Below are 22,640 nucleotides of genomic sequence, written 5' to 3' on the forward strand. Positions count from 1 at the left end.
GTGATCTCCTCAGGCGGGGTGCGCGACGAGCGCGGCGATGTCGTGACGGTGCGGGGTGCCGAAGCGGTGCGACGAGATCGACACGGCCTGCTCGCGCAGGAACGGGAGCAGCTCGATCCTGCCTGCGGAGAGCACGGGCCCCGCGTACACGGCGACAGCGGGCGAGCCGCCCGTCGCCGCAGCGGTGGCCGCAGCATCCCCGCCGACGAGGCGGATGCGGCCGCCGCCGCTCGAGGCGAGACGTGCCGCGCGTGCGTCCCATGCGGAGGCGTCCTCGACGGCGACGACGATGCCGGCGCCCTCAGCCCATCGCGTGATCGAGGCGGGAAGCGCGGATGCCGTGCTGACGTTGACGCGCCCGCCGGCGCGGACGCCGGCGGCGATCACTCGCACGGCCTCGGCGTCGCTCGCCTGCTCCAGACGGATCGTGACGGGCACGACGTCGTAGCGCAGCGCGTTCTGCTCTGTGGTCAGGGCGGTCACGTCGCGCACGGCGCCGAACTCGTCCTGCCAGGCGGCGGCATCGGTCGAGAGGGCGCCCTGCAGCCAGGCCGCAGCCTTGTGGTCTCCGAGGGCGTCGAGCGACGCACGGGAGACGGCGTCCTTCGGCGCCTCGGCGGTGACCGGGGCGTCCTCCCAATCGGAGAGCCCGATCAGGTAGCTCGGTCCTCCGGCCTTGGTGCCAGCGCCCACCGCGGCCTTCTTCCACCCGCCGAACGGCTGCCGCTGCACGATGGCGCCCGTTGTGCCGCGATTGACGTAGAGGTTTCCGGCCTGCACGCTCGCGAGCCACTGCGCGATCTCATCGTCGTCGAGCGAGTGCAGCCCGCTGGTGAGCCCGTAGTCGATCGCGTTGACCATGGCGGTCGCCTCCTCGAGCGACCCGGCAGTCATGACGCCCAGCACGGGGCCGAAGTACTCGGTGAGGTGGAACGGGCTTCCTGACGCGACGCCCTCACGGATGCCAGGACGCCACAGTGCACCCTCGTCGTCGAGCTTCTCGGGTTCGACGATCCAGCTCTCGCCCGGCTCGAGCGTGGTGAGCGCGTGCAGGAGCTTGCCCTCGGCCGGTCCGATGAGCGGACCGATGCGCGTCGAGCCCTCCCACGGCCGGCCCACGCGGTACGAGCCGACCGCGTCGACGAGCTGGCGGCGGAACCGCTCGCTGCGCGCGACGGAGCCGACGAGGATCACGAGCGAGGCCGCGGAGCACTTCTGGCCCGCGTGCCCGAACGCGGAGTAGGCGACGTCCTTCGCGGCGAGGTCGAGATCGGCGCTCGGCGTGACGATGATGGCGTTCTTGCCGCTCGTCTCCGCGAGCAGCGGGAGATCGGGGCGGAAGCTGCGGAACAGTTCGGCCGTCTCGTATCCGCCGGTGAGGATCACGCGCTCGACCGCGGGGCTGCTGATGAGCTGCGTGCCGAGTTCGCGGCCGTCGAGCTGCACGTACTGCAGCACGTCCCGCGGCACGCCGGCCTCCCACAACGCCTCGATCATGACGGCGCCGGAGCGACGCGCCTGACGAGCGGGCTTGATGATCACGGGCGAACCGGCGGCGAGCGCGGACAGCGTGGAGCCGGCGGGGATGGCCACCGGGAAGTTCCACGGCGGCGTCACGACGGTGAGGCCGACCGGCTTGTGGACGGCGCCTTCGATGCTCTCGATGCGCTTCGCGCTCTCCGCGTAGTAGTGCGCGAAGTCGATAGCCTCCGAGACCTCTGGGTCGCCCTGCTCGAGCACCTTGCCGCACTCCGATCCCATGACCTCGAGCAGCTCTGCGCGACGCGCCTGAAGGATGTCGCCGGCGCGGTGCAGGATCTCCGCCCGGCCGGCGGCGCCGAGCGCGCGCCAGCTCTCACCGGCCGCGACTGCTGTGGAGATGACCTTCTCCAATGCATCGGCGTCCGCCAGCGTGTTCGCCCTGACCGTCTCGTCGCCGAGCGTGGACGACTGCATGCGTGAGCGGATGGCGTCGCCCCAGGCGCGGTTGGCTGCCAGGCTCGGATCGGTGTCGGGGGTGTTCGTGAACGAGTCGCGCGCGGCCGCCGGCTGCTCGGCTGTGCGGTCCTGCGTGCGGTTGGACGCGGGGACGTCGGTGGGCATCGACCGGATCGACGCCAGGAACCGATCGCGCTCACGTGCGAACAGTGCGGGCTCATCGTCGAGCTCGAACACGGCCGACATGAAGTTGTCTGTCGACGCGCCCTCTTCGAGCCGGCGGATCAGATACGCGATGGCGACGTCGAACTCCGCCGGGTGCACGACCGGCGTGTACAGCAGCAGCGAACCGACGGTGCGGCGCACGACCGATGCCTGGGCGGTGGCCATGCCCAGCAGCATCTCGAACTCGATGCCGCCGGTGACCTCGCGGCGCCCGGCCAGCAACCAGGCGAGCGCGATGTCGAACAGGTTGTGGCCGGCGATGCCGATGCGCACGTTCTTCACATGCTCAGGACGCAGCGCGTAGTCGAGCACGGCCTTGTACGACGCGTCAGACGCCTGCTTGCTGTCCCAGGTGGCGAGCGGCCAGTCGTGGGTCTCGGCATCCACCCGCTCCATGGGCAGGTTGGCACCCTTCACGACCCGCACCTTGATCGGAGCACCGCCATCGGCGACGCGCACCGCGGACCACTCCTGCAGCCGGATCATGGCTCCGAGCGCATCCGGCAGGTACGCCTGCAGCACGATGCCGGCCTCGAGACCGCGGAACTCCTCGCGGTCGAGGATCGAGGTGAAGACCGCGATCGTCAGGTCGAGGTCCTTGAACTCCTCCATGTCGAGGTTGATGAACTTCCCGCCTCTGGCAGCGGCGATCCGGAACAGCGGGATGAGCGCCTCCGCCGCATGCTCGACGGCCTCGTCGAACGCCCAGGGGCTGTGCGGTGCGACCGTGGACGACACCTTGATCGAGACGTAGTCGACGTCGTCGCGCTCAAGGAGGCGCCGGGTACCGGCCAGGCGCCGCGCCGCCTCCTCCTCGCCGAGGATCGCCTCGCCGAGGAGATTGATGTTCAGATGCACGCCGTCGTCGGAACGGATGCGGCGGATCGCCTTGCCGAGCTTGGCGTCGGTCGCGTCGACGATCAGGTGCCGCACCATGCCGCGCAGCACGCGGCGGCTGATCGGCACGACGATTCCGGGGAACGCGGGAGCGAGCGCCCCGCCGAGGCCGATCAGGCCCCGCAGCGCGGCGGGCAGGAACTTCGGGGTCAGCGGCACCAGGTCGTGCAGGTTGCGTGCGGCGACCTTCAGGTCTTCGGGACGGACGACGCCGTCGACGAAGCCGACCGTGAAGTCGAGGCCGTTCGGATCGCTGAGCACACCCGCGAGGCGCGCCGCCGACGTGTCTGTCGGCACCTCGCGGCTCTCCACGAGCCAGCGCTGCACCAGGGCGATCGCATCGTCGGCGAGTTCCGCGATCTCGGCGTGGCCGGTGGCGGCGTCAGTGGTCTGGGTCATCGTGCTTCCTCACTCGAGAGCGCGGCGGAGCCGCGCGACCTGCTCTCAGTGTGGAGCCCCGCTTCCATTCGTGAAAAGCGAGCATTTACGATGGGTATCATTCGGATTTGATGATGAATAGGAGCCGGGCGATGTTCGAACTGAGAAGACTGCGCCTCCTGCACGAACTCGCGCTGCGCGGCACGATCTCCGACGTCGCCCGCGCACTCTCGTACAGCCCGTCGACGGTGTCCCAGCAGCTCGCCCTGCTGGAGCGCGAAGCCGGAGTCGCACTGCTCGAACCGGATGGTCGCCGCGTGCGTCTGACGGCGCAGGGGCGGCTGCTGGCGGCGCACGCCGCACGGGCTCTCGAGCTCGACGAGTCGGCCCGCGCCGAGCTCTCGGTCTCGCAGGACGCCGCTGCCGTGGTGAGGATCGCCGTGATGCCGACCGCGGCGGAGGCTCTCGTGCCGGCCGCGCTCACCCTGCTGGCCGAGCGCGAGCCGCGGCTCCGGCTCGAGATGGTCGAGATGCCGCCGGAGGAGGGCCTGTTCGAGCTGCAGGCGCACGCCTTCGATCTCGTCGTCGCCGAGCAGTACCCCGGTTACACGAGAGAGCTCCATCCCGGGATCGAGCGCACCCTGCTCGGACGCGACCCGGTGCGCCTCGTCGTCCCGCCCGATTCCCCCGCGACCGCGCTGGCCGACCTGCGCGATGCGGCGTGGGCGATGGAGCCGCAGGGCGCCGCCGTGCGGCAGTGGGCCGTGCAGCAGTGCCGGGCGGCGGGGTTCGAACCGGACGTGCGGTTCGAGTCGACCGACCTCACCGCTCACGCCCGTCTGGCCGCCGCCGGGCACGCAGCCGCCATGCTGCCCGATCTGATCTGGACGGGCGATCGCTCCTCGGTGCGACTGCTCGAGCTGCCGGGGAGCCCTGTGCGCGAGATCTTCGCCGCGACGCGCTCGTCGTCGCGCGACGGTGCCGCAGTCGGCGCCGTGCTCGCGGCATTGGCCGACGCGCTGATCGCGCATCGGCCGCGCTGAGGCTCGGCACATCGACGACATCACACCCAGGCGACCTCGGCCACGGCGAGCACCGTGTCGTCGGCGTCCAGCGCGGTGACGGTCGTGACGGCGCCCCGGGTGCGTCCGGCCAGACGGAGCACGCGGTCGACCAGCACCGGCGCGATCGCGCGCACGTTCAGCGTGCGGGCGAGACGGTCGGGAGCATGCCGCCGCGCGGCATCCATCAGCAGGATGCGCGTGAGCGGACCGTGCACGAGAAGGTCCGCCAGTCCTTCCACCTCACGCGCCCACGCACGGTCGTAGTGGATGAGGTGCGTGTTGAACGTCAACGCGGAGAAGCGGAACAGCTGCCGGGCGTCGAGGGTGACCTCGTCGATCCAGTCGGCGGATGCCGCGGCGTCCGGATCCTTCTTCGCCGGCCGCACCGGCGCATCCGGATCGGCGTTGTCGAGGAAGACGTCGTGCCACACGCTGCGGATCGCGACCTCATCGCCGATCCGGTACTCGCGTTCGATGTCGACGAATGAGAGCCGGCCGCTCGATCCGGTCTTCTCCACAACACTGCCCAGGCTCGTGAACTGCGTCACGTCGTCACCGAACGCGATGGGCCGGACGAACTCGGTCGTCTCCCCCGCGTACATGCGGCGCGGCAGGTCGATCTCCGGCACCACCCCGTCACGCGCCGGGGTCCCGTCCGGGCGCAGATCGGCCAGGGCAGCGGTGAACGGGAAGTACACGCCCTCCCATGCGGGCGGCAGCGCGGCGCCGTCGTCGCGCGGCTCCTCCGCCGCGGCGAACGTGCCGCGGTACGCCTCCGCCTTCTCGGCGGCGATGCGCTCGGTGCGCACGACGCTCACGGCAGCACTCCCGCCGCCCGCAGCGCGGCGATGCGGTCCTCGTCGTACCCGGCGAGATCCGCCAGCACCTGATCGGCGTGCTCGGCGAGGCGGTTGGCGGTCCTCGCCGGCGTCGCCGGCGTCGCCGACAACTTGATGGGCTGCCCGAACATGCGCAGTCGCCCGAGGTCGCCGTAGTCCGCCTCGACGATCATGTCCCGTTCGGCGGTGCCCGGATCATCGACGACCTCGCCGATCGTCTTGATGGCCGTCAGCGGCACGACGTCGCCGGCCATGTCCTCCAGCTCGGCCTTCGAGTATCCGGCGAGCCAGTCGACCACGATCGGCTTGACCTTGCGCTCGTAGACCTCAGGGTCGAGGCGCTTGCGCATCGTGTCGATCTCGGGGTCGTCCTTGACCTCCGGGGTGCCGAACAGGTCGCATGCCGCGTTCCAGAGCTTGTCGGTGTAGGCGCCGAAGAACACCTGCCCGTCCGCGCAGTCGAACAGCTCGTAGGGCTTGACCCAGGAGTGCTGGTTGCCCGCGGGCTCAGCGACCTTGCCGTCGACCGTGTAGTCGACCACCGCGGTCTCGGTGAGCGCCATGATGCTGTCGACCTGGGCGACGTCGACGAGCTGCCCCTGCCCGGTCGCCTCTGCATGGCGGAGCGCAGCCAGCGTGCCGATCACGGCGAACAGCGTCGCGGACAGGTCGCCGATCGTCACGCCCACGCGCACCGGAGGCTGGCCAGGATAGCCGCTCATCGACCAGAGCCCGCCGGCCGCCTGCGCCGTGTTGTCGAAGGCGGGACGGCGACTGCGCGAGCCGGTCTGGCCGTAGCCGGAGATCGCCGTGTACACGAGCTTCGGATTGATCTCGTGCAGCACGTCGTAGCCGACGCCGAGCTTGTCCATGGTGCCGGGGCGGAAGTTCTCGACGAGGATGTCGGCCTTGCGCACCAGGTCCTTCAGGACCTCCTTGCCCTCGTCCTTCGCGAGGTCGAGGCCGACGCCGAGCTTGCCGCGGTTGTACTGCGCGTAATAGGCGCTGAACTCCTCGTCGCCGTCGGTCAGGTACGGCGGGAATCCGCGCGACACATCGGGGTCACGGGGGTTCTCGATCTTTATCACCGTGGCGCCCAGATCTGCGAGCATCTGCGCGGCGTACGGGCCCGCGAGCACGCGCGACAGGTCGAGCACTGTCACGCCCTTGAGTGAACCGGGAGCGGGGAGTGTGGTGTCGATCATGCGTTCGTCGCCTCCTGGGTGCGAGTGTCTTTGCCTGCTCCGGCTGCGGCGAGTGCGGCGGCGACGTTCGACGGCGCCTTGATGCCGCGCACGCGCGACAGCCAGAGCGTCGTCGCCGCGAGAGCCGTGAGGTCGAGCCCGGTGTCGATGCCGAGTCCGTGCAGCATCCATACGAGATCCTCTGTCGCGAGGTTACCGGTCGCACCCTTCGCGTACGGGCATCGGCCGAGTCCGCCCACCGAGGCGTCGAACTCGGCGACGCCGAGGCGGAGAGCGGCGAGCACGTTCGCCAGCGACTGGCCGTAGGTGTCGTGAAGGTGCAGCGCCAGGGCGGCGACGGGCACGCCGGCGGCGAGGGTCTGCTCGACGACGCGCGTCGTGAGACCGGGGGTGGCGACGCCGATCGTGTCGCCGAGTGCGACGGTGCGACAACCGGCCTCGTGGAGCGCCGCAGCGGTGCGGATGACGACGTCGGTGTCGACCTCGCCCTCCCACGGGTCGCCGAACGCCATCGAGACGTACCCTCGCACCGGGATGCCGTCGGCGGTCGCAGCAGCGACCACCTCGATCGCCCGGTCGATCGCACCGGTGCGCGTGTTGTTCAGGTTGGCCTTCGCGAACGATTCGGTGGCGCTGACGACGACCGCGACTTCGCGGATGCCGGAGTCGATCGCCCGCTGCAGGCCCTTCAGATTCGGCACGAGGGCGACGGCGCGCGCTCCCGCCGGGACGTCGACGGATGCCACGACCTCGGCCGCATCAGCGAGCTGGGGGATCCACGCCGGCGGTACGAAGCTCGTGATCTCGAGGTCGCGGGTGCCGGCCGCGTACAGCCGGCGGCACAGCTCGGCCTTGACGGCCGCGGGGATGATGTCGGCCTCGGCCTGCAACCCGTCGCGGGGCCCGACCTCGTACACGGTCACCCGCTGGGGCAGGCCCGGCTCCGGCTGCACGCGCGGCGACGGAAGGGCGCTCATCGCGCGGCTCGCAGTTCGGCCAGAACCTCGCGTGCGTACTCGACCCTGATGCGACGGTCGGCCACGATGCGCGCGGCGACGGCGCCGATCTCATCGACCTCTGCGCCGGCGCTCGCGGCGATCGTGCGCGCGTGCAGGGTCATGTGCCCGCGCTGGATGCCTTCGGCGGCGAGCGCGCGGCACGCCGCGAGGTTCTGTGCGAGGCCGACCGCGGCGATGATGCTCGCCAGCTCTCTGGCCGTCTCGACGCCGAGCATCCTCACCGCGGCCTGCGCGGTCGGGTGCGCGCGGGTCGCGCCACCGACGAGCCCGACCGCGAGCGGCACTTCGAGAGTGCCGACGAGGTTGCCGTCGGCATCCTTCTCGAACTGCGACAGCGCCGAGTACTGCCCGCTGCGCGCCGCGTGCGAGTGGCATCCTGACTCGACGGCCCTGGTGTCGTTGCCGGTGGCGAGCACGACGGCGGTGATGCCGTTCATGATGCCCTTGTTGTGCGTGGCCGCACGGTAGGGGTCGGCCTCGGCGAAGGCGCTCGCGGCGACGATGTCGTCGACCACCTGCGCGCCGCCGAGGAGTTCGGCGTCGAACACCGCGCGTGCGCGGGTGACGCGCAGCTCCGCCTTGTTCGTGAGGATGCGCAGCAGAGTGCGGCTGCCGGCGATCTCCGCGATGCGCGGCGCGATGGCCTCGGCCATGGTGTTGACGGCGTTGGCTCCCATCGCGTCGCGGACGTCGACGTGCAGGTGCAGGATGACCTGGATGCCGACACGGGTGGGCAGCACGCGCACGGAGATGTCGAAGGCTCCCCCGCCGAGCGAGACCAGCATCGGATCCTGCTCGTTGGCGAGCGCGAGCAGCTCGTCCTTCGCCTCGAGGAGGGCGAAGCGCGACCCGTGCGGATCGACGGAGTCGAGCACCTGGATCTGCGCGATCATGACGTCGCCCATGTACGAGGTGGTGAAGCCGCCGTGGCCGCGTGCGATGCGGGCCGCATTCGAGGCGGCCGCGACCACACTGGGCTCCTCCGTGGCCATCGGGATGAGCCGATCCCGGCCGTCGATCGTGAAGTTCGTCGCGACGCCGACCGGGATCGAGAGCAGTCCGACGACGTTCTCGATCATGTGATCGGCCTGGGCGACGCTCAGGCCGCCGTCCTGGCGGAGCGCATCGAGATCGGACTGATCGATGCCCGCACCCTCGGCCACGAGCGCGAGACGCTCAGCGGGGGCATGATCGCGCAGTCCTGAGATGCGGCTGTTGATCGGCACGTGGTTCTCCTCGGTGAGTCTCTGCGGGCCTGCAGATTCGCCGGTCGCATCGAAGTCAGACTACGAACGCCGCCACCGGGGTTGTATGTGCACGTCGCCCACCACTGACGGAGATCTCTGTAGGGTCGACCCACTCACTTTCCCCTCGGTGCTCAGGGCATCGTCCGGGTCATCTCGTCATCGACTCGGCGAGTTCTACGATCGTCCGCACCGGCACCCCGGTTCCGCCGACGACGGTGTGACCGTGCGGCGAGTCCGAGTTGTACGCGGGACCCGCGATGTCCAGGTGCGCCCATTCGACGCCGTCGTCCACGAACTCGCGAAGGAATGCCGCCGCGGCCAGCATGCCGCCCGCCGGCGCCCCGGCGTTCTTGAGATCCGCGGTGTGCGAGTCGAAGTACCCGATCATCTCTTCGGGGATCGGCATCGCCCACATCGGCTCCCCGGCAACGTCCGCGGCAGCGGTCACCCGATCCCGAGCGGACGGGGTGCCCATGACGCCGGACGTCCGGCGCCCGAGGGCCGAGACCTGCGCGCCAGTGAGAGTGGCGAGGTCCACGAGGAGATCCGGGGCGTCCTCCTGCGCGGCGACGAGCGCATCAGCGAGCACGAGACGCCCCTCGGCGTCCGTGTTCGTCACCTCGACGGTCTTGCCGCCGTAGATGCGGAGCACATCCGCCGGGCGGACTGCAGAGCCCGATGGCATGTTCTCGGCGAGGGCGAGCCAGGCCGTGACGCGCACCGGCAACTCCAGGCGGGCGATCGCGAACAGGGACTGCACGGCGGCGGCGGCGCCCGCCATGTCCGACTTCATGTTCTCCATCTTCGCTGCGGGCTTGAGCGAGATGCCTCCGGAGTCGAAGGTGATGCCCTTGCCGACCAGCGAGAGCAGAGGCGCCGACGCATCGGGCGCGTACGAGACCTTGACGAGGCGCGGGCCACGGGCCGAGCCGCGCCCGACGCCGATCAAGCCGCCGAAGCCGCGCTCCTCCAGTTCGGTGTCGTCCATGACCTCGACGGTGACCGTGCCCTTCAGATCATCTGCGTCTGCCTGACTGACGACGGCATCCGCGAAGGACTCGGGGAACAGATCGGACGGCGGGCTGTTCACGAGGTCGCGCCCGGCGGCGACGGCCGCCGCGATGACGGCGCCCCTGCTCAGACGCGATCGCGCGGACTCATCGGCGGCGACCGCGAGTGTCTTCGGAATCGTCGTGCCCGATGCACCCGTCCGATAGGCGGTGTACCGGTACGCGCCGAGCAGGGCTCCGGTCGCGACCGCCTCTGCTTCTTCGGCGTCGCTGACGGGAAAGGCGAGCGCCACGGACTCGACCCCGTTGAGGGAGCGCAGCGCCGACCCGGCGGCGCGACGCAGCAGGGCGCGGAAGTCGGCGCCTGGATCCACCGCCGCGGTGTCACCGAGCCCGACGAGGAGCACGGAGGTCGCCGAGATCCCCGGCGGGGCGGGGATGCGGGATGCGGCCTCCCTCTTCGCCCCGTGCCCGACGGCCACCGCCGCCGCCTGCAGCGAGTGCCTGGCACTCTCCGCGAGCAACGGCGCGCACACCTCGATCGAGCCCGCGCGGCTCTCGAGAGCGACGACGAGGACGTCGACGACGAGTTCTGCGGGGTCTGCGGATTCGAGCAGGACCTCAGGCAGCGCGGTGGTCATGAGGCGTCGGACGCGTCGAAGTACGGCGCATGCGCCACCAGCCCGAGCACGGCGCCGTACTGCACGCCGACCACATCTCGGACAGGGATGCCCTGCGCCTTCTCGTCCATGAGCCGCTGCCCCAGCCAGCCGCTCCACTCCCGCTCGAGCTTCCGCTCTGCGTGCCGCACCTGCACCCCGGCGGATCCTGCAGTCACCTCGGCTCTCAGCGCACGGCGCAGAGCGCCCCCGAACCGCAACCGGTACATCCACACGACCGACATCGGCCGCTCCGCCACCGAGGCGATGCGCTGGTTCTCCTCCATCGCCGACCGCGCGATCATCAGCTCGCCGGCCCTCGTCATGCCAGGGACGAACACTCTGGCGCTGCGCAGGAACGGCGAGTCCAGCGTCAGGTGCGGCTCGACCTCGGCGAGGAGTGCGCTCAGCCGCGTTCCGGTCGCCTGCAGCGCCTCTCCTGCCTCACACAGCAGCGCCGCATAGCTCGACGTCGACGGGCTCGTGTCATCGGCACCGAACGTGCGCCAGATGGGGAGTTCGGCGATCAACGAGATCGTGCCGTGCTTTCGGGCGTAGCTCGTGGACGACTGCCCGGCGGCGCCACTGGGAACCGGATCGAGCCCGTTCGCCTCGCGCCACTCGTACACGTCCTGAGACGTCCCGGACTCGAAGATCGCGGGGGCCAGCTCCGTGAAGTGCGCGGCCTCAGGTTCTCCCCTGTGCAGCGGGATGCCGAACTCGGCGGGCAGCCGATGCAGCAGGGGCACGAGTTCACTGATCGGCTCGGAGACGTAGAAGTACGCCCCACCGCTCTCGGAATTGTGAAGCGGCACGTAGAAGTCGGGGCGGATCTCGTCGATCACGCGCTGCAGCGCCTGGGTCTCGGGGAGCATGGCGTCGAAGTACTTCGACTTGTAGTTGATCGGGAAGGTCCATTCCACCTGCTCGTCGCCGGGCGGACGGTAGAAGTGACGGAAGTAGGTCTCGCTGTCGGAGGGGTTGTCGAACCAGCCCTCGTTGAGTCGCATGCCGTCGGGGTCCACGCACGGGATGAAGTGCCAGACGGTGTCCAGTCGCTCCCGCAGGGAGTCGTCATCGAGCAGATCGCGCAGCAGGAGGAGGATCGTGTGAGAGCCGATCGGCTCGTTCGGGTGCACGCCGCCGACCACGAGGCAGTGCTTCGCCACGGCATCAGCGGGGTCGGCGTCCTGCGCGCTGTGCACGCCGACCGTGTACATCGTGAGGGGTTCACCCAGACGTGAGGTGCCGATCCGCTCGGCCGACACCAGTTCGGGGAACTCCCGCGCGATCTCCTCGACCTGCTCGAGCAGCTCGTCGACGCCGGGATAGCCGGCGAGGTCCGGAAGGGCTGCCGCCCTCTCCACGATCTCGTCGTCCGTCACGACCTGCAGACTCTTGATTCTGGTCATACCCTTACTCGTTCTTCCCTTCGCTTGCGCTGCTGATCCGGATCCGGCACCGGAGCGGCATCCAGGAGGCGTCTGGTGTACTCCTCCTGCGGATGCAGGAGGATCTGGCGGCGCACGCCCTGCTCGACGACGCGGGCATTGCTCATGACCACGATCCGGTCGGCGAGGCTGTCGACCACCGCCAGGTCGTGACTGATGAACAGGCACGCGAACTGCAGTTCCTTCTGCAGCGTCCGGAACAGTTCGAGCACGGTCGCCTGCACGGAGACATCCAGCGCCGACGTCGGCTCATCAGCGATCAGCAGCACGGGGTCGAGGGCGAGCGCACGGGCGATCGCGACCCGCTGGCGCTGGCCGCCGGACAGCTCGTGGGCGTACCTCGTCGCCCACGAGCGGGAGAGGCCGACGGCATCCAGCAACTCGTCGACCCGCTTCTTGAGTGCGACTCCCCGCAGACCCTCATGGATGCGGAGCGACTCGCCGATCGACTCACCCATGGTCCACCGCGGATCCAGCGCTCCCATCGGGTTCTGGAAGACGATGCCGATCCGCTTCTTCAACTCGATCCTCTGCCTGCGGCTCGCGTTCACCGCGTCGACGCCGTCCACGACGATCGTCCCGCTCTTGACCGGCGCGAGCCCGGTGATGGCCTTCCCGATCGTCGACTTCCCCGATCCCGATTCGCCGACGAGCGCGACCACCTCACCGCGAGCGACGGCGAGGCTCGCGCCGGACACCGCCGTCACGGACTGGAATCGCTGCCGGTACTCGACGGTCAGATCATCGAGCGCGAGGACGGGGTCGGTTCCGGCGGTCGATGCGCGGTCGGCCACGTCGAGGCGGGGCACGGACTGCAGCAGCTTCCGGGTGTACGCCGCCTCGGGAGCGCTGAAGAGCCGTTCGACCTTCTGGGTCTCCTCGATCTGGCCGTTCCTCATCACCACGACGCGATCGGCCACATCCGCCACGACGCCCATGTCGTGCGTGATGATGAGCACCGCCGTACCCGCCTTCCGGCGCACGCGCGTCAGCAGATCCAGGATCTCCCTCTGCACCGTCACGTCGAGGGCGGTGGTCGGTTCGTCGGCGATGAGTATCTCCGGGTCGCAGGCGAGGGCCATCGCGATCACGACCCGTTGCGCCTGTCCGCCCGAGAGCTGATGCGGATACGAGCGCACGCGCTTGTGCGGCTCGCGCAGTTCGACTGCGGTGAGCAGTTCGATCGCCCTCCGCTTGCGCTCCTGCGCGCTCAGCTCGGGGAAGTGGCGCCGGAGGACCTCCCTGATCTGGAACCCGATCGTGAACACCGGGTCCAGCGCGCCGAACGGATCCTGGAAGATCATCGCGATGCGCCTGCCCCTGACGCCCTCCTGTTCCTTCCCGTCCGCAGTCAGCAGTTCGTCACCGGTGAGCCGGATGCTGCCGGTGACGTGCGCGTTGCCCGGCAGCAGACCCAGAATGCTCATCGCGGTGACGGACTTGCCCGAACCGGACTCGCCGACGACGGCGACGATCTCGCTCTCGAAGATGTCGAACGTCACGCCGTTGACCGCCCGGACGGTGTCCCCCCTCCGGGAGTGGAAATCGACCGTCAGGTCGTCGACAGCCAGCAGAGGTGCATCGCTCAAGGGTTCTCCTCCGGGTCCGCGCGCCTGATCGCGGCCTTCATCTCCTCGGGGAGCTCCTGCGGCGGCGGCGCATCCTCCTCCTGATCGCGGTACATGTGCCACTGCTTCAGCACGTTGCGATGGTGCTGGTCGACCCACGCCATGTACCGGTTGCCGTTGCGAAGGCGTCGAGCCGGTGCCGGCTCCGACCCGGCCGGGGTGGAACGGGCCGCTCGCAGCACCTCCTCCATGCGCTGAAGGCCGAGCTTCTCGCGGCTGAGGAACGCTCCCCACACGTCGTCCTCCGCACGGAAGTGGATGACGCGGCTGTTCGGCTTCGAGACCTTGGTGATGTAGCCGGAACCGAGCAGCGCGCGCGTCGCGGTCGAGATCGTCCCCGGACTCGTGTCCAGCAGCCGGCCGAGGTCGACGGAGGACAGGTAGGGCTCATCCGTGATGATGAGCAGCGCGAGGACGCGTCCGGTCATCCGCTTGCCCCGCATCAACTCCCACGCATCGGTGAACCGGTCGATGAAGGTGCGGATCTCGTCGCTCAGTTCGTTCATATCCATGGGGCAGCACTCCTCATGCGTTCGTCCACGTGGACCGCGGATCGTGTTCGGATGCGGACGCCGTCCGCATCCTCAAAGGCTAGATCCTCGTACCGGACGAAGACATCGACGCTCATGAGCGCCCCCGGGGATCGAGCGCGTCGCGCAGGGCGTCGCCGAGCATGATGAGGCTGATCACGGTGATCGTGAGGAAGATGCTCGGGAACACGACCGTGTTCGGGGCGAGCTGGAAGTACGACTGCGCCGTCGAGAGCTGCACGCCCCAGGAGATCGTCGGCGGCACGAGGCCGACGCCGAGGAAGGTCAGCGTGGCCTCAGCACCGATGACGCCGCCCACCATGGTCGCCGCGATCGCCAGCGTCGGCGCCAACGAGTTGGGCAGCACATGACTGAGCACCACTCGGATCTGCGAGAAGCCCATGGCGTGCGCCGCCTGCACGAACTCGCGCTCGCGCACTTCTTTCACGGAGCTGCGGATGAGCCGGGCGAAGGTCGGCCAGGAGAAGAACGCCAGCACGGCCGAGAGCAGCAGCGGCGACCGGTCAGGCGCGGTGTTGAGCACGATGATGGCACCGAGCAGGAACGGGAATCCCAGCACGATGTCCGCGCTGCGCGCGATCAGGGCGTCGACCCACTTGCCGAGGTAGCCGGCCAGCGTGCCCAGCGCGATGGCGATGACCAGGCACATCACGGTCGTCGCCAGGCCGATGAACAGCGACGTGCGCGTGCCGAACAGGACGTTGGCCAGCACGTCGCACCCCTGCACGTCCGTGCCGAAGGGATGTCCCGGCCCGGGCGGGCGGTTCGAATCCAGCAGGTCGCACGCGCGAGGGTCGCTCTCGCCGAAGAAGCCGGAGATCACCCCTGGGATCGCCGCGATGACCGCGAGGATGGCCAGCAGCACGATGCTCACCCAGAACTGGATGCGCCCGCGCAGTGTGGCCCACAGGCCCTGGGTGGTCGCCCTGTCGAGGTTGCCGTCGATGGCGACCGTGGCCGGCTCAGTCATTTCGGATCCTCGGGTCGAGAACGGAGGTGACGACATCGACGATGACGTTGGTGATCAGGAAGATGAACACCAGCGTGGTGGCGACGCCCACCACCAGCGTTCCCTGCTGATCCTGGATGGCCTTGTACAGCAGCTGCCCCACGCCGTTGAGATTGAAGATGGCCTCGATCACCACGGTCCCTCCCAGTAGTCCCCCGAGCTGGATCGCCAGCACGTTCACGACGGGTGCCGCGGCGTTGCGCATCACATGCACTCCGACGATGTTGCGCCTGGACATGCCCTTCGCCTTGAGCGTGCGCACGAAATCCGACTGCATGGTGTCGACGACGCTTCCGCGCATGAGCCTGGACACCCCCGCCAATCCGTAGATCGCGATGATGAGCGCGGGAAGGATGTACGCACGCGGCCACCCGTCCGCTACTCCGGCGATGGGCGTCCAGCCGAGATTGATCCCGAAGATGTACTGCGCAGTGATGCCCATCACGAAGATCGGCACGGACTCCGCGATGATCGTCCCCAGCAGCACCGTCCTGTCGACGACCGAACCCTGCCGCAGTCCGGCCGCCAGCCCCAGCACGATGCTGATGACCACGGTCAGCGTCCATGCCGTCAGCGCGAGCGTGATGGTCGTGGGCCAGCGGCTGGCCATCTGCTCGCTCACGGACTGACCTGTGAAGGTCGTTCCGAGGTCGCCGTGAGCGAGCCCGCCGAGATAGTTGAGGTACTGCTGCCACAGCGGCAGATCCAATCCGTACTGCGTTCTCAACTGCTGCTGCACCGACTCGGGCAGCGGGCGCTCCCCTCCCAGCGCGGCGATCGGGTCTCCGGGGAGCACGAACACCGCGCAGTAGATGACGAACGTGACACCGAAGAAGACGATGACGAGTTCGAGGAGCCGGCGTGAGATGAATCGGATCATGGTGCAGCGTGCCGCTCAGTCCTGTGCGAGGACCACTTGGGTGAGGATCGGCTCTCCCACGGCGGACGCCTTCAACCCCACGATCCGGTCGGAGGTGACGTAGTTGTACGACTCCTCGAACAGCGGGATGATCGGGAACTGCTCGGCGATCAGCTCCTGCGCTTTCGCGTAGGCGGTTCCGTCCTCGCTGCCTGCGGCGTCGGCGTCGTTCAGGGCCGCATCCACCGCGGGAATCGGCTCACCTCCGCAGTTGGTGCAGTTGGGTGCCGCGGAGAACATCGCGCGCAGCGTGGACTGCTGGCTGGGGTACAGCGCGCCCCAGCGGGAGAAGAACGGACCGTCGAGAACCTTGTTGTTGCGGTCCTGTCCGAACTCCGCCCATCCGACCGAGGGCTTGGCGATGGCGTCGATGCCCAGGTTCTGGCGCAGCGAGTTCGCCATGGCGTTGTAGAGGTCGTCATGGCCTGCCCCACCGGGGAAGTGCAGCGTGAGCTGTCCTTCGAACCCGCCCGCCTCCTCGAGCAGCGCTGCTGCGGCCTCCGGGTCGTACTCGCAGTACTCCCCGCAGATGCCGTCCGGGTTGCCCGGCATGATCGACGGGGTCCACGCCGTGGCTGGTGCGTTCAGATCGCCGAAGAGCGCGCCGTTGATCGCCTCCCGGTCGATGGCCATCGAGATCGCCTGACGGACGCGGATGTCGTCGAACCGTGCGTCCCAGTACGGGATGCCCAGGTAGCTGATGCCCGGTGCCGCGAAGCTGAAGATGTTGTCCTCGTCGAAGTCGTCGGTCACCTGACGCATGCGCGTGGCCGGCAGCCAGGTGATGTCGACGTTCCCAGCGAGCGCGTCTGTGTACGCCGTGAGCCGATCCGCGTAGGGAACCCACGTGATCTTGTCGACCGTCGGCTCCTCGCCGGCGTAGTCCTCGTAGCGCTCGGCGACGATCGGCTCGCCTTCCGTCCATGCGGCCGTGAGGGCGAGCGGGCCGTTGCCGATCGGCTGCTTGCCGTACGCCTCCAGATCGTCGAACGCGCTCTGGGGCATCGGGTAGAAGGCGGTCTGCGCCTGGGAGAGTTCGATCGGGAACTGGCTGTCGGCGCGTTCGAGGGCGACGGTGAACGTGAGATCGTCGACGACCTCCAGCCCGGAGAGCTCGTCGGTCGTCGGTTCGCCCTCGGCGGGGTTGAGGTCGCCGTACCCCTCGATCACGGACAGCTGGCCGGAATTCTCGAACGCGTTCGGGCCGTAGGCGACGGTGTTCCAGGTGTCCACATAGTCCTGCGCCGTCACCGGCGTGCCGTCGTGGAACGTCCAGCCGTCGCGGAGGGTGATGGTCCAGTTGGTCTGGTCCTCGCTCTCGACGGACTCGGCCGCCATGTAGGTGAGCTCGCCCTCGCCATCCAGGAACGTGAGCGGACTGAAGACCGACAGGGTGAGGCCGAACGCGTTGCTCTGACGGCCAGGGGTGAGGTTCGGGACCGGGTCGGTGGATCCGACCACGAGTTCGGCCGGTGCGCCCCCGGCGTCCTCCGGACCTGGGCTGCTGCATCCCGTCAGGACGAGAGTGACCAGCACCGATGCAGCAAGTGCGCCTTTCAACAGACCTCGCATGAAGTCCTCCTAGAGCGTGTGGGTGGGAGTGCGGTTGAGCTATGGTTGCTTAACTTTTAATAAATTCTAAAAACTGTAATGCGTTCGTAACGAAGTCCGTTCAGGATCGATGACTGGAGGAGCAGCAGATGACGGTGTACGAATCCGAGCTCACATGGCTGAGCACCCGGGAGCTCGCGGCACGGATCGCGTCAGGCCAGGTCTCGGCGCGGGAGGCGCTGTCGGACCACCTGGCGCGCATCGATTCCGTCAATCCCGCGCTGAACGCGATCGTGACGCGGGATGACGAGCGCGCCTTCGAACGGGCTGAGCGCGCCGACGAGGCGTACGCGCGCGGCGAACCTCTCGGCCTGCTGCACGGAGTGCCGTTGACGCACAAGGAGTCCACCGACACCGCAGGACTGCGGACGACCCGCGGTTCACCGCTTCTCGTGGACAACGTGCCGGCCGAGGATGCGCTGATCATCGCGCGCCTGCATGCCGCAGGGGTCATCACGAGCGGCAAGTCGAACGTCCCCGAGTTCACCGCCGGTTCGCACACGTTCAATCCGGTGTTCGGGACGACCGTCAATCCCTACGACACCACGAAGTCCGCCGCCGGATCGTCGGGCGGTGCCGCCGCCGCGATCGCGGCAGGCATCCAGGCCTCCGGAGACGGATCCGACATGGGCGGATCACTGCGTACGCCCGGCTCGTTCAACAACATCGTCGGGATGCGGCCGTCCAACGGTCGTATCCCGCACGCGTTGCCCTCCGACCCCTGGAAATGGCTTGCGCAACCGGGGTTCATGGCGCGTACGGTCAGCGATGTCGCACTCCTCATGGCCGCGGCATCCGGTCCCGTCGCCGGTGCGCCGCAGGCCATTCACGAGCCGGGATCAGTGTTCGAGCGAGCGGAGTTCTCGGCGCCCCACGGCCACGAGCCCGGCGCGGCGCTCGCCTCGCTGCGGATCGGCTTCTCAGTGGATCTGAACGGAATGTTTCCCGTCGAGTCCGCGGTCGCCGAGGTCGTCGGCACCGCCGCGGACGTGTTCGCCGGGGCCGGCGCAGAGATCGACGACGTGCTGCCTGATATGCGCGACGCGGACGAGGTCTTCCGCGTGGTCCGCGCTCTCGATTTCGTGAGCGACTATCGCGATGTGGTCCGCGACCATCGCGAGCAGGTCAAGGACACCGTCGTCTGGAACACGGAGCTGGGGCTGGCTCTCACGGTGGACGAGATCGTCTCCGCCGAGCAGGCGCGCGTGCGTCTGCAGTCCGCGATCGAGTCCTACTTCGCCCATCACGATCTGCTTGTGCTGACGTCGAGTCAGGTGGCGCCGTTCGATGCGCGCATCGAGTATCCGGGCGAGATCGACGGCACGCCCACGCGCGACTACCTCGACTGGATGCGGGCCGCGACGATCATCTCCGCGACCGGTTGCCCCGCCGTCTCCGTGCCCGGCGGCTTCACACCGGATGGGCTGCCCGTCGGCATCCAACTCGTCGCGGCACCGGGCAAGGACGTCGAGCTGCTGCTCGCCGCTCAGGGCTTCGAGGAACTCACCGGTCACCACGGGCGCCGTCCTGCGATCGGCGCGTGAGAGGCGAGCGGGCGGACGGGCGGGCAGACTGTAGGTGAAGTGCTCATCGAATCGCCCCCGATATGTACCACTCGCCCATTCTCCGTACGGGCGTGCACACCTAGAGTCACAGGACCCGACGATGTGAGCCCCCGAGGAGACCCGATGCCCTACACCGATTCCACCGGAGTCCGGCTCTACTACGAGGTGTTCGGTTCTGAGACCGACCCGCTGCTGGTGCTGGTCTCGGGTGGCGGTGCGCAGCTGCTGAGCTGGGACGAGGAGTTCATCGCCCACCTCACTGCGGGCGGGCTGCGGGTGGTGCGCTTCGACAACCGCGACACCGGCTTCTCCGAGCGCTTCGGCGGCGAGGACGAGATCGACGGCGGCTACGACCTCGCCGACATGGGCGACGACATCGTGCGCATCCTCGATCACCTCGGAGTCGATTCGGCGCACATCGCCGGCCACTCGATGGGCGGGATGATGGCGCAGATGGTGGCGATCCAGCATCCGGAGCGCGTGGGCAGCCTCGGCCTGCTCTCCACGATCCCCGGACGGAGCCCTCGTTACGTCCTGCACGGCGAACGGCCGGAACTGCTCGAGCCGCCGGTACGCGTGACGCGCGAGCAGGCCGTGGCCTTCGCCGAGCACGCCGTCGCGTCCGCACCTCCCACACGCTATGACCCGCAGGCGGCCTGGCACGTGGCGAAGGCCGGGGAGGCGTACGACCGCGGCTATGCACCGGAGGGCTTCTCCCGGCAATGGGCGGCGCTGCGCCGCGCCCCGGAGCGCCTCGACGACCTCCGGGCGGTCACCGTGCCGACCCTGGTGTTCCACGGACGCGATGACGATGTGCTGAGCTGGCTCTCGGCGGTCGACATGGCCGAGGCGATCACGGGCTCCGAACTGCAGGTGCAGCCCGACATGGGCCACCTCATCCCCCACGAGCTGTGGCCGGATCTCGCCTCGGCCCTGCTGCGCACAGCCCATCGCGCTGAGGAGCGACGCACTCGGGAACGGCGCTGATCCGCATGCCCGCATTGCTCCCAAGACCTGGGATGCTCGACACTGAAGTGGTGCGCCGGGCGGCGTCGCCCGGCGAGGAAGGAGTCCGGATGAGTGAGGATTCCGCAGCGATCGCGGTGCTGCTCGATGCCGCGTACGACCCCGACCTGGTCGGCCCCACCGCTGTCAGCGATGCTCTGCGCGCGATCGGCGCATCCGACGACGACGCCTCGGATCTGGCGGCGCGCGTCGGCCGGTCTCAGCGTGAGCTGTCGAGGTTGCGCCGCAGGGAGCACGAGCTGTCGGCGCTCTTCTCCAGCGCGCGCGAGCTCGCGGAGCTCCGCGACAGCGACGCCGTACTCGCCCGGCTCGTGCAGCGCGCGCACGAGATGATGGGCGTCGACCTCGCGTATCTGTCCGAGTTCGACCCGGAGACGCGCGAGCTGCGGGTCAGGGAGACGAGCGGATCCGTGAGCGCCTCGTTCCAGTCCCTGCGGGTCCCGCCCGGACGGGGACTCGCGAGCGTCGTGGTCGAATCGCGCACAGCGCAGTGGGTGTCCGACTACTCGGCATACGCCGCGGAACGGCACGATTCCGGCATCGACGACGCCGTGTCCTCGGAGGGACTCGTCGCGCTGCTCGGAGTGCCCATGCTCACGAGCGACGACGTGCTCGGCGTCCTCTTCGTCGCGAACCGCGCCGCCACGCACTTCAGCCAGGAGGAAGTCGCTCTGTTGTCCGCCGTCGCGGACCACGCCTCGATCATCCTGCAGACCACGCAGACGCTGCGCAGCCTGCAGGAGTCGGAGGACGCCAGCCGCAGGACGCTCGCGAGCCTCACGGCCCACCTCGTCGAGCGCGACCGCGCGAACACCGTGCACCAGGAGCTCGTCCAGGCGGTGCTCGCGGGCGGCGGCTTCGCACCCGTCGCCGAGACCCTGGCGTCGGCTCTCGGAAGGGCCGTCGCGATCCTCGATGCGCAGGAGCACGTGATCGCCGCCGCGGGTCTTCCGCTCGCTCCGAGGATGCTGGCCCCCGACGACGCGACGCGTGAGGCGATAGCGGAGAGTCGTCGCTCGGGGCACTGCGTCGCCGTCGCAGGCCCTGGTGTCCGGGCGGTCGCCGCCCTCACCGCCGGAACCCGGCATTTCGGGGCGCTGCTGCTCGGCGACGGAGACTTCGAACTCGGCGCGGTCGATTTCCGCACCGTGGAGCGCGCTGCTCAGGTCGGCGCTCTGCTCGAGCTTCAGCAGGAGGCGGCCTCCGGCGCCGACCACCGGGTGCGCAGCGAGCTGATCGCCGACCTCCTCGACGATGTGCCTGAGCGCCGTCCGGATGTCGAGCGCCGCGCCAGACGACTGGGAGTGGATCTGCGCGCGCTGGATTCGCTGCTGCTGCTTTCGGTTCCCGGGGATCAGCAGACCGCCGCCGCGCGGGCTCTCGGGCGTCAGCTCGATGACCGCGCTCTCGTCGGCGAGTACCGCGGTTTCGTCGTGGCCGCGCATTCCTCCGCGCGCGATGACGCGTTCGACCCTGAGCGGCTGAGAGCTCAGGTGGCCTCGGCGATCGAGCATCCCGTCGCCGCGGTCGTGCCCCGCAGGTCACCCGACGCCCTCACCGCCGCGTTCGAGACGGCGATGCGCACGGCACGGCTGCTGACCGCGTTGGAGGTCACCGGGATCACGGCCGACGTGGACGACTTCCTCCCCTACTCGGCGATTCTCGACACCGACTCGCAGGCGCTCAGCGCGTTCCTTCGTGACACGATCGGGGCCGTGCGCGACTACGACGCGGAGCGAGGCGCCGATCTGCTCGGCACGCTGCGCGCGTTCATGCGCAACAACGCCAGCCCGACGCGCACGGCCAGGGCGCTGAACTTCCACACGAACACGATCCTCCAGCGGCTCGACCGCCTCGATCACGTTCTCGGCGCATCGTGGCGCGAGGACGAGCGGATGTTCCGCCTCGGCATCGCCGTGCGCCTTGACGAGCTGCGGGAGCGGCTGCAGTCACGGCGGGGATAGCCCGGTTCAGCGGTCGGCGTCCGCGTCGAACGCCTCCTGGCCGGTCTGCGTGAACGGATGCGGGCCGCGCGGGCCGAAGACGAGGATGAGCTCGGCGGGAGCATCCGATTCGTTTCGCACACCGTGACGCACACCCTGCGCGGCATAGAACGCATCGCCGGCGCGCAGGACGCGCCGTCGCTCATCGGAGCTGATCACGACCTCCCCGGCTGTGACCACGTACATCTCGTCGGAGCTGCCCGGCGAGCAACTGTCGCCGGCCCCCTCGAGGTGGAAGTGCTGCCCCTCCTCCGCGCCGGGCTCGAGGCGGTAGCGCATCACGGAGACGGGCAGGCTCGTGGTCTCCTTGAAGTACCACTCGATGCCGATGCGTCCCGTACCGCGGTACAGCTCCCATTCGTGGGCGTTGTCGCCCCGCCTCTGCACGCGCACGGG

At 69.2% G+C, this 22,640-nt stretch carries 17 protein-coding genes; 4 read left to right on the forward strand and 13 right to left on the reverse strand.

The window, feature by feature from the left end; all coding sequences use genetic code 11:
• Nucleotides 1-9: 9 nt before the first annotated feature.
• Nucleotides 10-3,459, reverse strand: a complete 3,450-nt coding sequence (locus ACYVG2_RS10525; RefSeq protein WP_460780921.1) for a bifunctional proline dehydrogenase/L-glutamate gamma-semialdehyde dehydrogenase — start codon at nucleotides 3,457-3,459, stop codon at nucleotides 10-12.
• A 131-nt stretch (nucleotides 3,460-3,590) separates the two neighbouring features.
• Here ACYVG2_RS10525 and ACYVG2_RS10530 point away from each other — a divergent pair, with 131 nt between their 5' ends.
• On the forward strand, nucleotides 3,591-4,481 hold the full coding sequence (locus tag ACYVG2_RS10530; RefSeq protein WP_460780922.1) for a LysR family transcriptional regulator: 891 nt from the start codon (nucleotides 3,591-3,593) through the stop codon (nucleotides 4,479-4,481).
• 20 nt (nucleotides 4,482-4,501) lie between these two features.
• Here the strand turns inward: ACYVG2_RS10530 and ACYVG2_RS10535 are convergent, their stop codons facing one another.
• From ACYVG2_RS10535 to ACYVG2_RS10585, 11 genes are all read right to left on the reverse strand, one after another.
• Nucleotides 4,502-5,320, reverse strand: coding sequence for an FAS1-like dehydratase domain-containing protein (locus ACYVG2_RS10535; protein ID WP_460780923.1), 819 nt, complete (start codon nucleotides 5,318-5,320; stop codon nucleotides 4,502-4,504).
• Nucleotides 5,317-6,546, reverse strand: coding sequence for a CaiB/BaiF CoA transferase family protein (locus tag ACYVG2_RS10540; RefSeq protein WP_460780924.1), 1,230 nt, complete (start codon nucleotides 6,544-6,546; stop codon nucleotides 5,317-5,319). The genes ACYVG2_RS10535 and ACYVG2_RS10540 overlap by 4 nt, the downstream gene beginning before the upstream one ends.
• A complete protein-coding gene (locus tag ACYVG2_RS10545; protein WP_460780925.1) occupies nucleotides 6,543-7,523 on the reverse strand; it encodes a hydroxymethylglutaryl-CoA lyase in 981 nt (326 codons plus the stop codon). Before ACYVG2_RS10545 ends, ACYVG2_RS10540 begins: the two co-directional genes overlap by 4 nt.
• Entirely contained in the window at nucleotides 7,520-8,791 is a 1,272-nt protein-coding gene (locus ACYVG2_RS10550; RefSeq protein WP_460780926.1) for a hydroxymethylglutaryl-CoA reductase, degradative, read from the reverse strand. Before ACYVG2_RS10550 ends, ACYVG2_RS10545 begins: the two co-directional genes overlap by 4 nt.
• A 169-nt stretch (nucleotides 8,792-8,960) precedes the next feature.
• A complete protein-coding gene (locus tag ACYVG2_RS10555) occupies nucleotides 8,961-10,463 on the reverse strand; it encodes a leucyl aminopeptidase (RefSeq protein ID WP_460780927.1) in 1,503 nt (500 codons plus the stop codon).
• Complete coding sequence (locus tag ACYVG2_RS10560; RefSeq protein WP_460780928.1) at nucleotides 10,460-11,893, reverse strand: M14 family zinc carboxypeptidase; 1,434 nt, start codon at nucleotides 11,891-11,893, stop codon at nucleotides 10,460-10,462. The genes ACYVG2_RS10555 and ACYVG2_RS10560 overlap by 4 nt, the downstream gene beginning before the upstream one ends.
• Complete coding sequence (locus tag ACYVG2_RS10565; RefSeq protein ID WP_460780929.1) at nucleotides 11,890-13,521, reverse strand: dipeptide ABC transporter ATP-binding protein; 1,632 nt, start codon at nucleotides 13,519-13,521, stop codon at nucleotides 11,890-11,892. The genes ACYVG2_RS10560 and ACYVG2_RS10565 overlap by 4 nt, the downstream gene beginning before the upstream one ends.
• Complete coding sequence (locus tag ACYVG2_RS10570) at nucleotides 13,518-14,072, reverse strand: GbsR/MarR family transcriptional regulator (protein ID WP_448967341.1); 555 nt, start codon at nucleotides 14,070-14,072, stop codon at nucleotides 13,518-13,520. Before ACYVG2_RS10570 ends, ACYVG2_RS10565 begins: the two co-directional genes overlap by 4 nt.
• A gap of 112 nt (nucleotides 14,073-14,184) precedes the next feature.
• Nucleotides 14,185-15,081 (reverse strand): ABC transporter permease, encoded by an 897-nt coding sequence (locus ACYVG2_RS10575; protein ID WP_448967342.1) that lies wholly within the window; start codon nucleotides 15,079-15,081, stop codon nucleotides 14,185-14,187.
• Nucleotides 15,074-16,000, reverse strand: a complete 927-nt coding sequence (locus ACYVG2_RS10580) for an ABC transporter permease (RefSeq protein WP_448967343.1) — start codon at nucleotides 15,998-16,000, stop codon at nucleotides 15,074-15,076. Before ACYVG2_RS10580 ends, ACYVG2_RS10575 begins: the two co-directional genes overlap by 8 nt.
• A gap of 15 nt (nucleotides 16,001-16,015) precedes the next feature.
• Nucleotides 16,016-17,611 carry a peptide ABC transporter substrate-binding protein gene (locus ACYVG2_RS10585; protein ID WP_460780930.1) on the reverse strand — a complete coding sequence of 532 codons (1,596 nt, stop codon included), beginning with the start codon at nucleotides 17,609-17,611 and terminating at the stop codon, nucleotides 16,016-16,018.
• Nucleotides 17,612-17,739: 128 nt separating this feature from the next.
• Between ACYVG2_RS10585 and ACYVG2_RS10590 the strand changes: the two genes are divergently transcribed.
• The 3 genes from ACYVG2_RS10590 to ACYVG2_RS10600 all read left to right on the forward strand — a co-directional run bounded on the left by ACYVG2_RS10590 (nucleotide 17,740) and on the right by ACYVG2_RS10600 (nucleotide 22,205).
• A complete protein-coding gene (locus tag ACYVG2_RS10590; protein WP_460780931.1) occupies nucleotides 17,740-19,194 on the forward strand; it encodes an amidase in 1,455 nt (484 codons plus the stop codon).
• 144 nt (nucleotides 19,195-19,338) lie between these two features.
• The gene (locus ACYVG2_RS10595) at nucleotides 19,339-20,202 is read left to right on the forward strand and encodes an alpha/beta fold hydrolase (RefSeq protein ID WP_460780932.1); all 864 of its coding nucleotides are present in this window, start codon (nucleotides 19,339-19,341) and stop codon (nucleotides 20,200-20,202) included.
• 89 nt (nucleotides 20,203-20,291) lie between these two features.
• The gene (locus ACYVG2_RS10600; protein WP_460780933.1) at nucleotides 20,292-22,205 is read left to right on the forward strand and encodes a helix-turn-helix domain-containing protein; all 1,914 of its coding nucleotides are present in this window, start codon (nucleotides 20,292-20,294) and stop codon (nucleotides 22,203-22,205) included.
• Between the two features lie 6 nt (nucleotides 22,206-22,211).
• Here ACYVG2_RS10600 and ACYVG2_RS10605 read toward each other — a convergent pair whose 3' ends face one another.
• A complete protein-coding gene (locus tag ACYVG2_RS10605; protein ID WP_460780934.1) occupies nucleotides 22,212-22,637 on the reverse strand; it encodes a cupin domain-containing protein in 426 nt (141 codons plus the stop codon).
• Between the last annotated feature and the right edge of the window lie 3 nt (nucleotides 22,638-22,640).

This window comes from Microbacterium shaanxiense (genome assembly GCF_054779995.1).

What these genes read in the sequence shown, in the direction of transcription:
- ACYVG2_RS10525 (WP_460780921.1), bottom strand. Translation starts at nt 3,459, where the DNA reads ATGACCCAGACCACTGACGCCGCCACCGGCCACGCCGAGATCGCGGAA.
- ACYVG2_RS10530 (WP_460780922.1), top strand. Translation starts at nt 3,591, where the DNA reads ATGTTCGAACTGAGAAGACTGCGCCTCCTGCACGAACTCGCGCTGCGC.
- ACYVG2_RS10540 (WP_460780924.1), bottom strand. Translation starts at nt 6,546, where the DNA reads ATGATCGACACCACACTCCCCGCTCCCGGTTCACTCAAGGGCGTGACA.
- ACYVG2_RS10545 (WP_460780925.1), bottom strand. Translation starts at nt 7,523, where the DNA reads ATGAGCGCCCTTCCGTCGCCGCGCGTGCAGCCGGAGCCGGGCCTGCCC.
- ACYVG2_RS10555 (WP_460780927.1), bottom strand. Translation starts at nt 10,463, where the DNA reads ATGACCACCGCGCTGCCTGAGGTCCTGCTCGAATCCGCAGACCCCGCA.
- ACYVG2_RS10560 (WP_460780928.1), bottom strand. Translation starts at nt 11,893, where the DNA reads ATGACCAGAATCAAGAGTCTGCAGGTCGTGACGGACGACGAGATCGTG.
- ACYVG2_RS10570 (WP_448967341.1), bottom strand. Translation starts at nt 14,072, where the DNA reads ATGGATATGAACGAACTGAGCGACGAGATCCGCACCTTCATCGACCGG.
- ACYVG2_RS10575 (WP_448967342.1), bottom strand. Translation starts at nt 15,081, where the DNA reads ATGACTGAGCCGGCCACGGTCGCCATCGACGGCAACCTCGACAGGGCG.
- ACYVG2_RS10580 (WP_448967343.1), bottom strand. Translation starts at nt 16,000, where the DNA reads ATGATCCGATTCATCTCACGCCGGCTCCTCGAACTCGTCATCGTCTTC.
- ACYVG2_RS10585 (WP_460780930.1), bottom strand. Translation starts at nt 17,611, where the DNA reads ATGCGAGGTCTGTTGAAAGGCGCACTTGCTGCATCGGTGCTGGTCACT.
- ACYVG2_RS10590 (WP_460780931.1), top strand. Translation starts at nt 17,740, where the DNA reads ATGACGGTGTACGAATCCGAGCTCACATGGCTGAGCACCCGGGAGCTC.
- ACYVG2_RS10595 (WP_460780932.1), top strand. Translation starts at nt 19,339, where the DNA reads ATGCCCTACACCGATTCCACCGGAGTCCGGCTCTACTACGAGGTGTTC.
- ACYVG2_RS10600 (WP_460780933.1), top strand. Translation starts at nt 20,292, where the DNA reads ATGAGTGAGGATTCCGCAGCGATCGCGGTGCTGCTCGATGCCGCGTAC.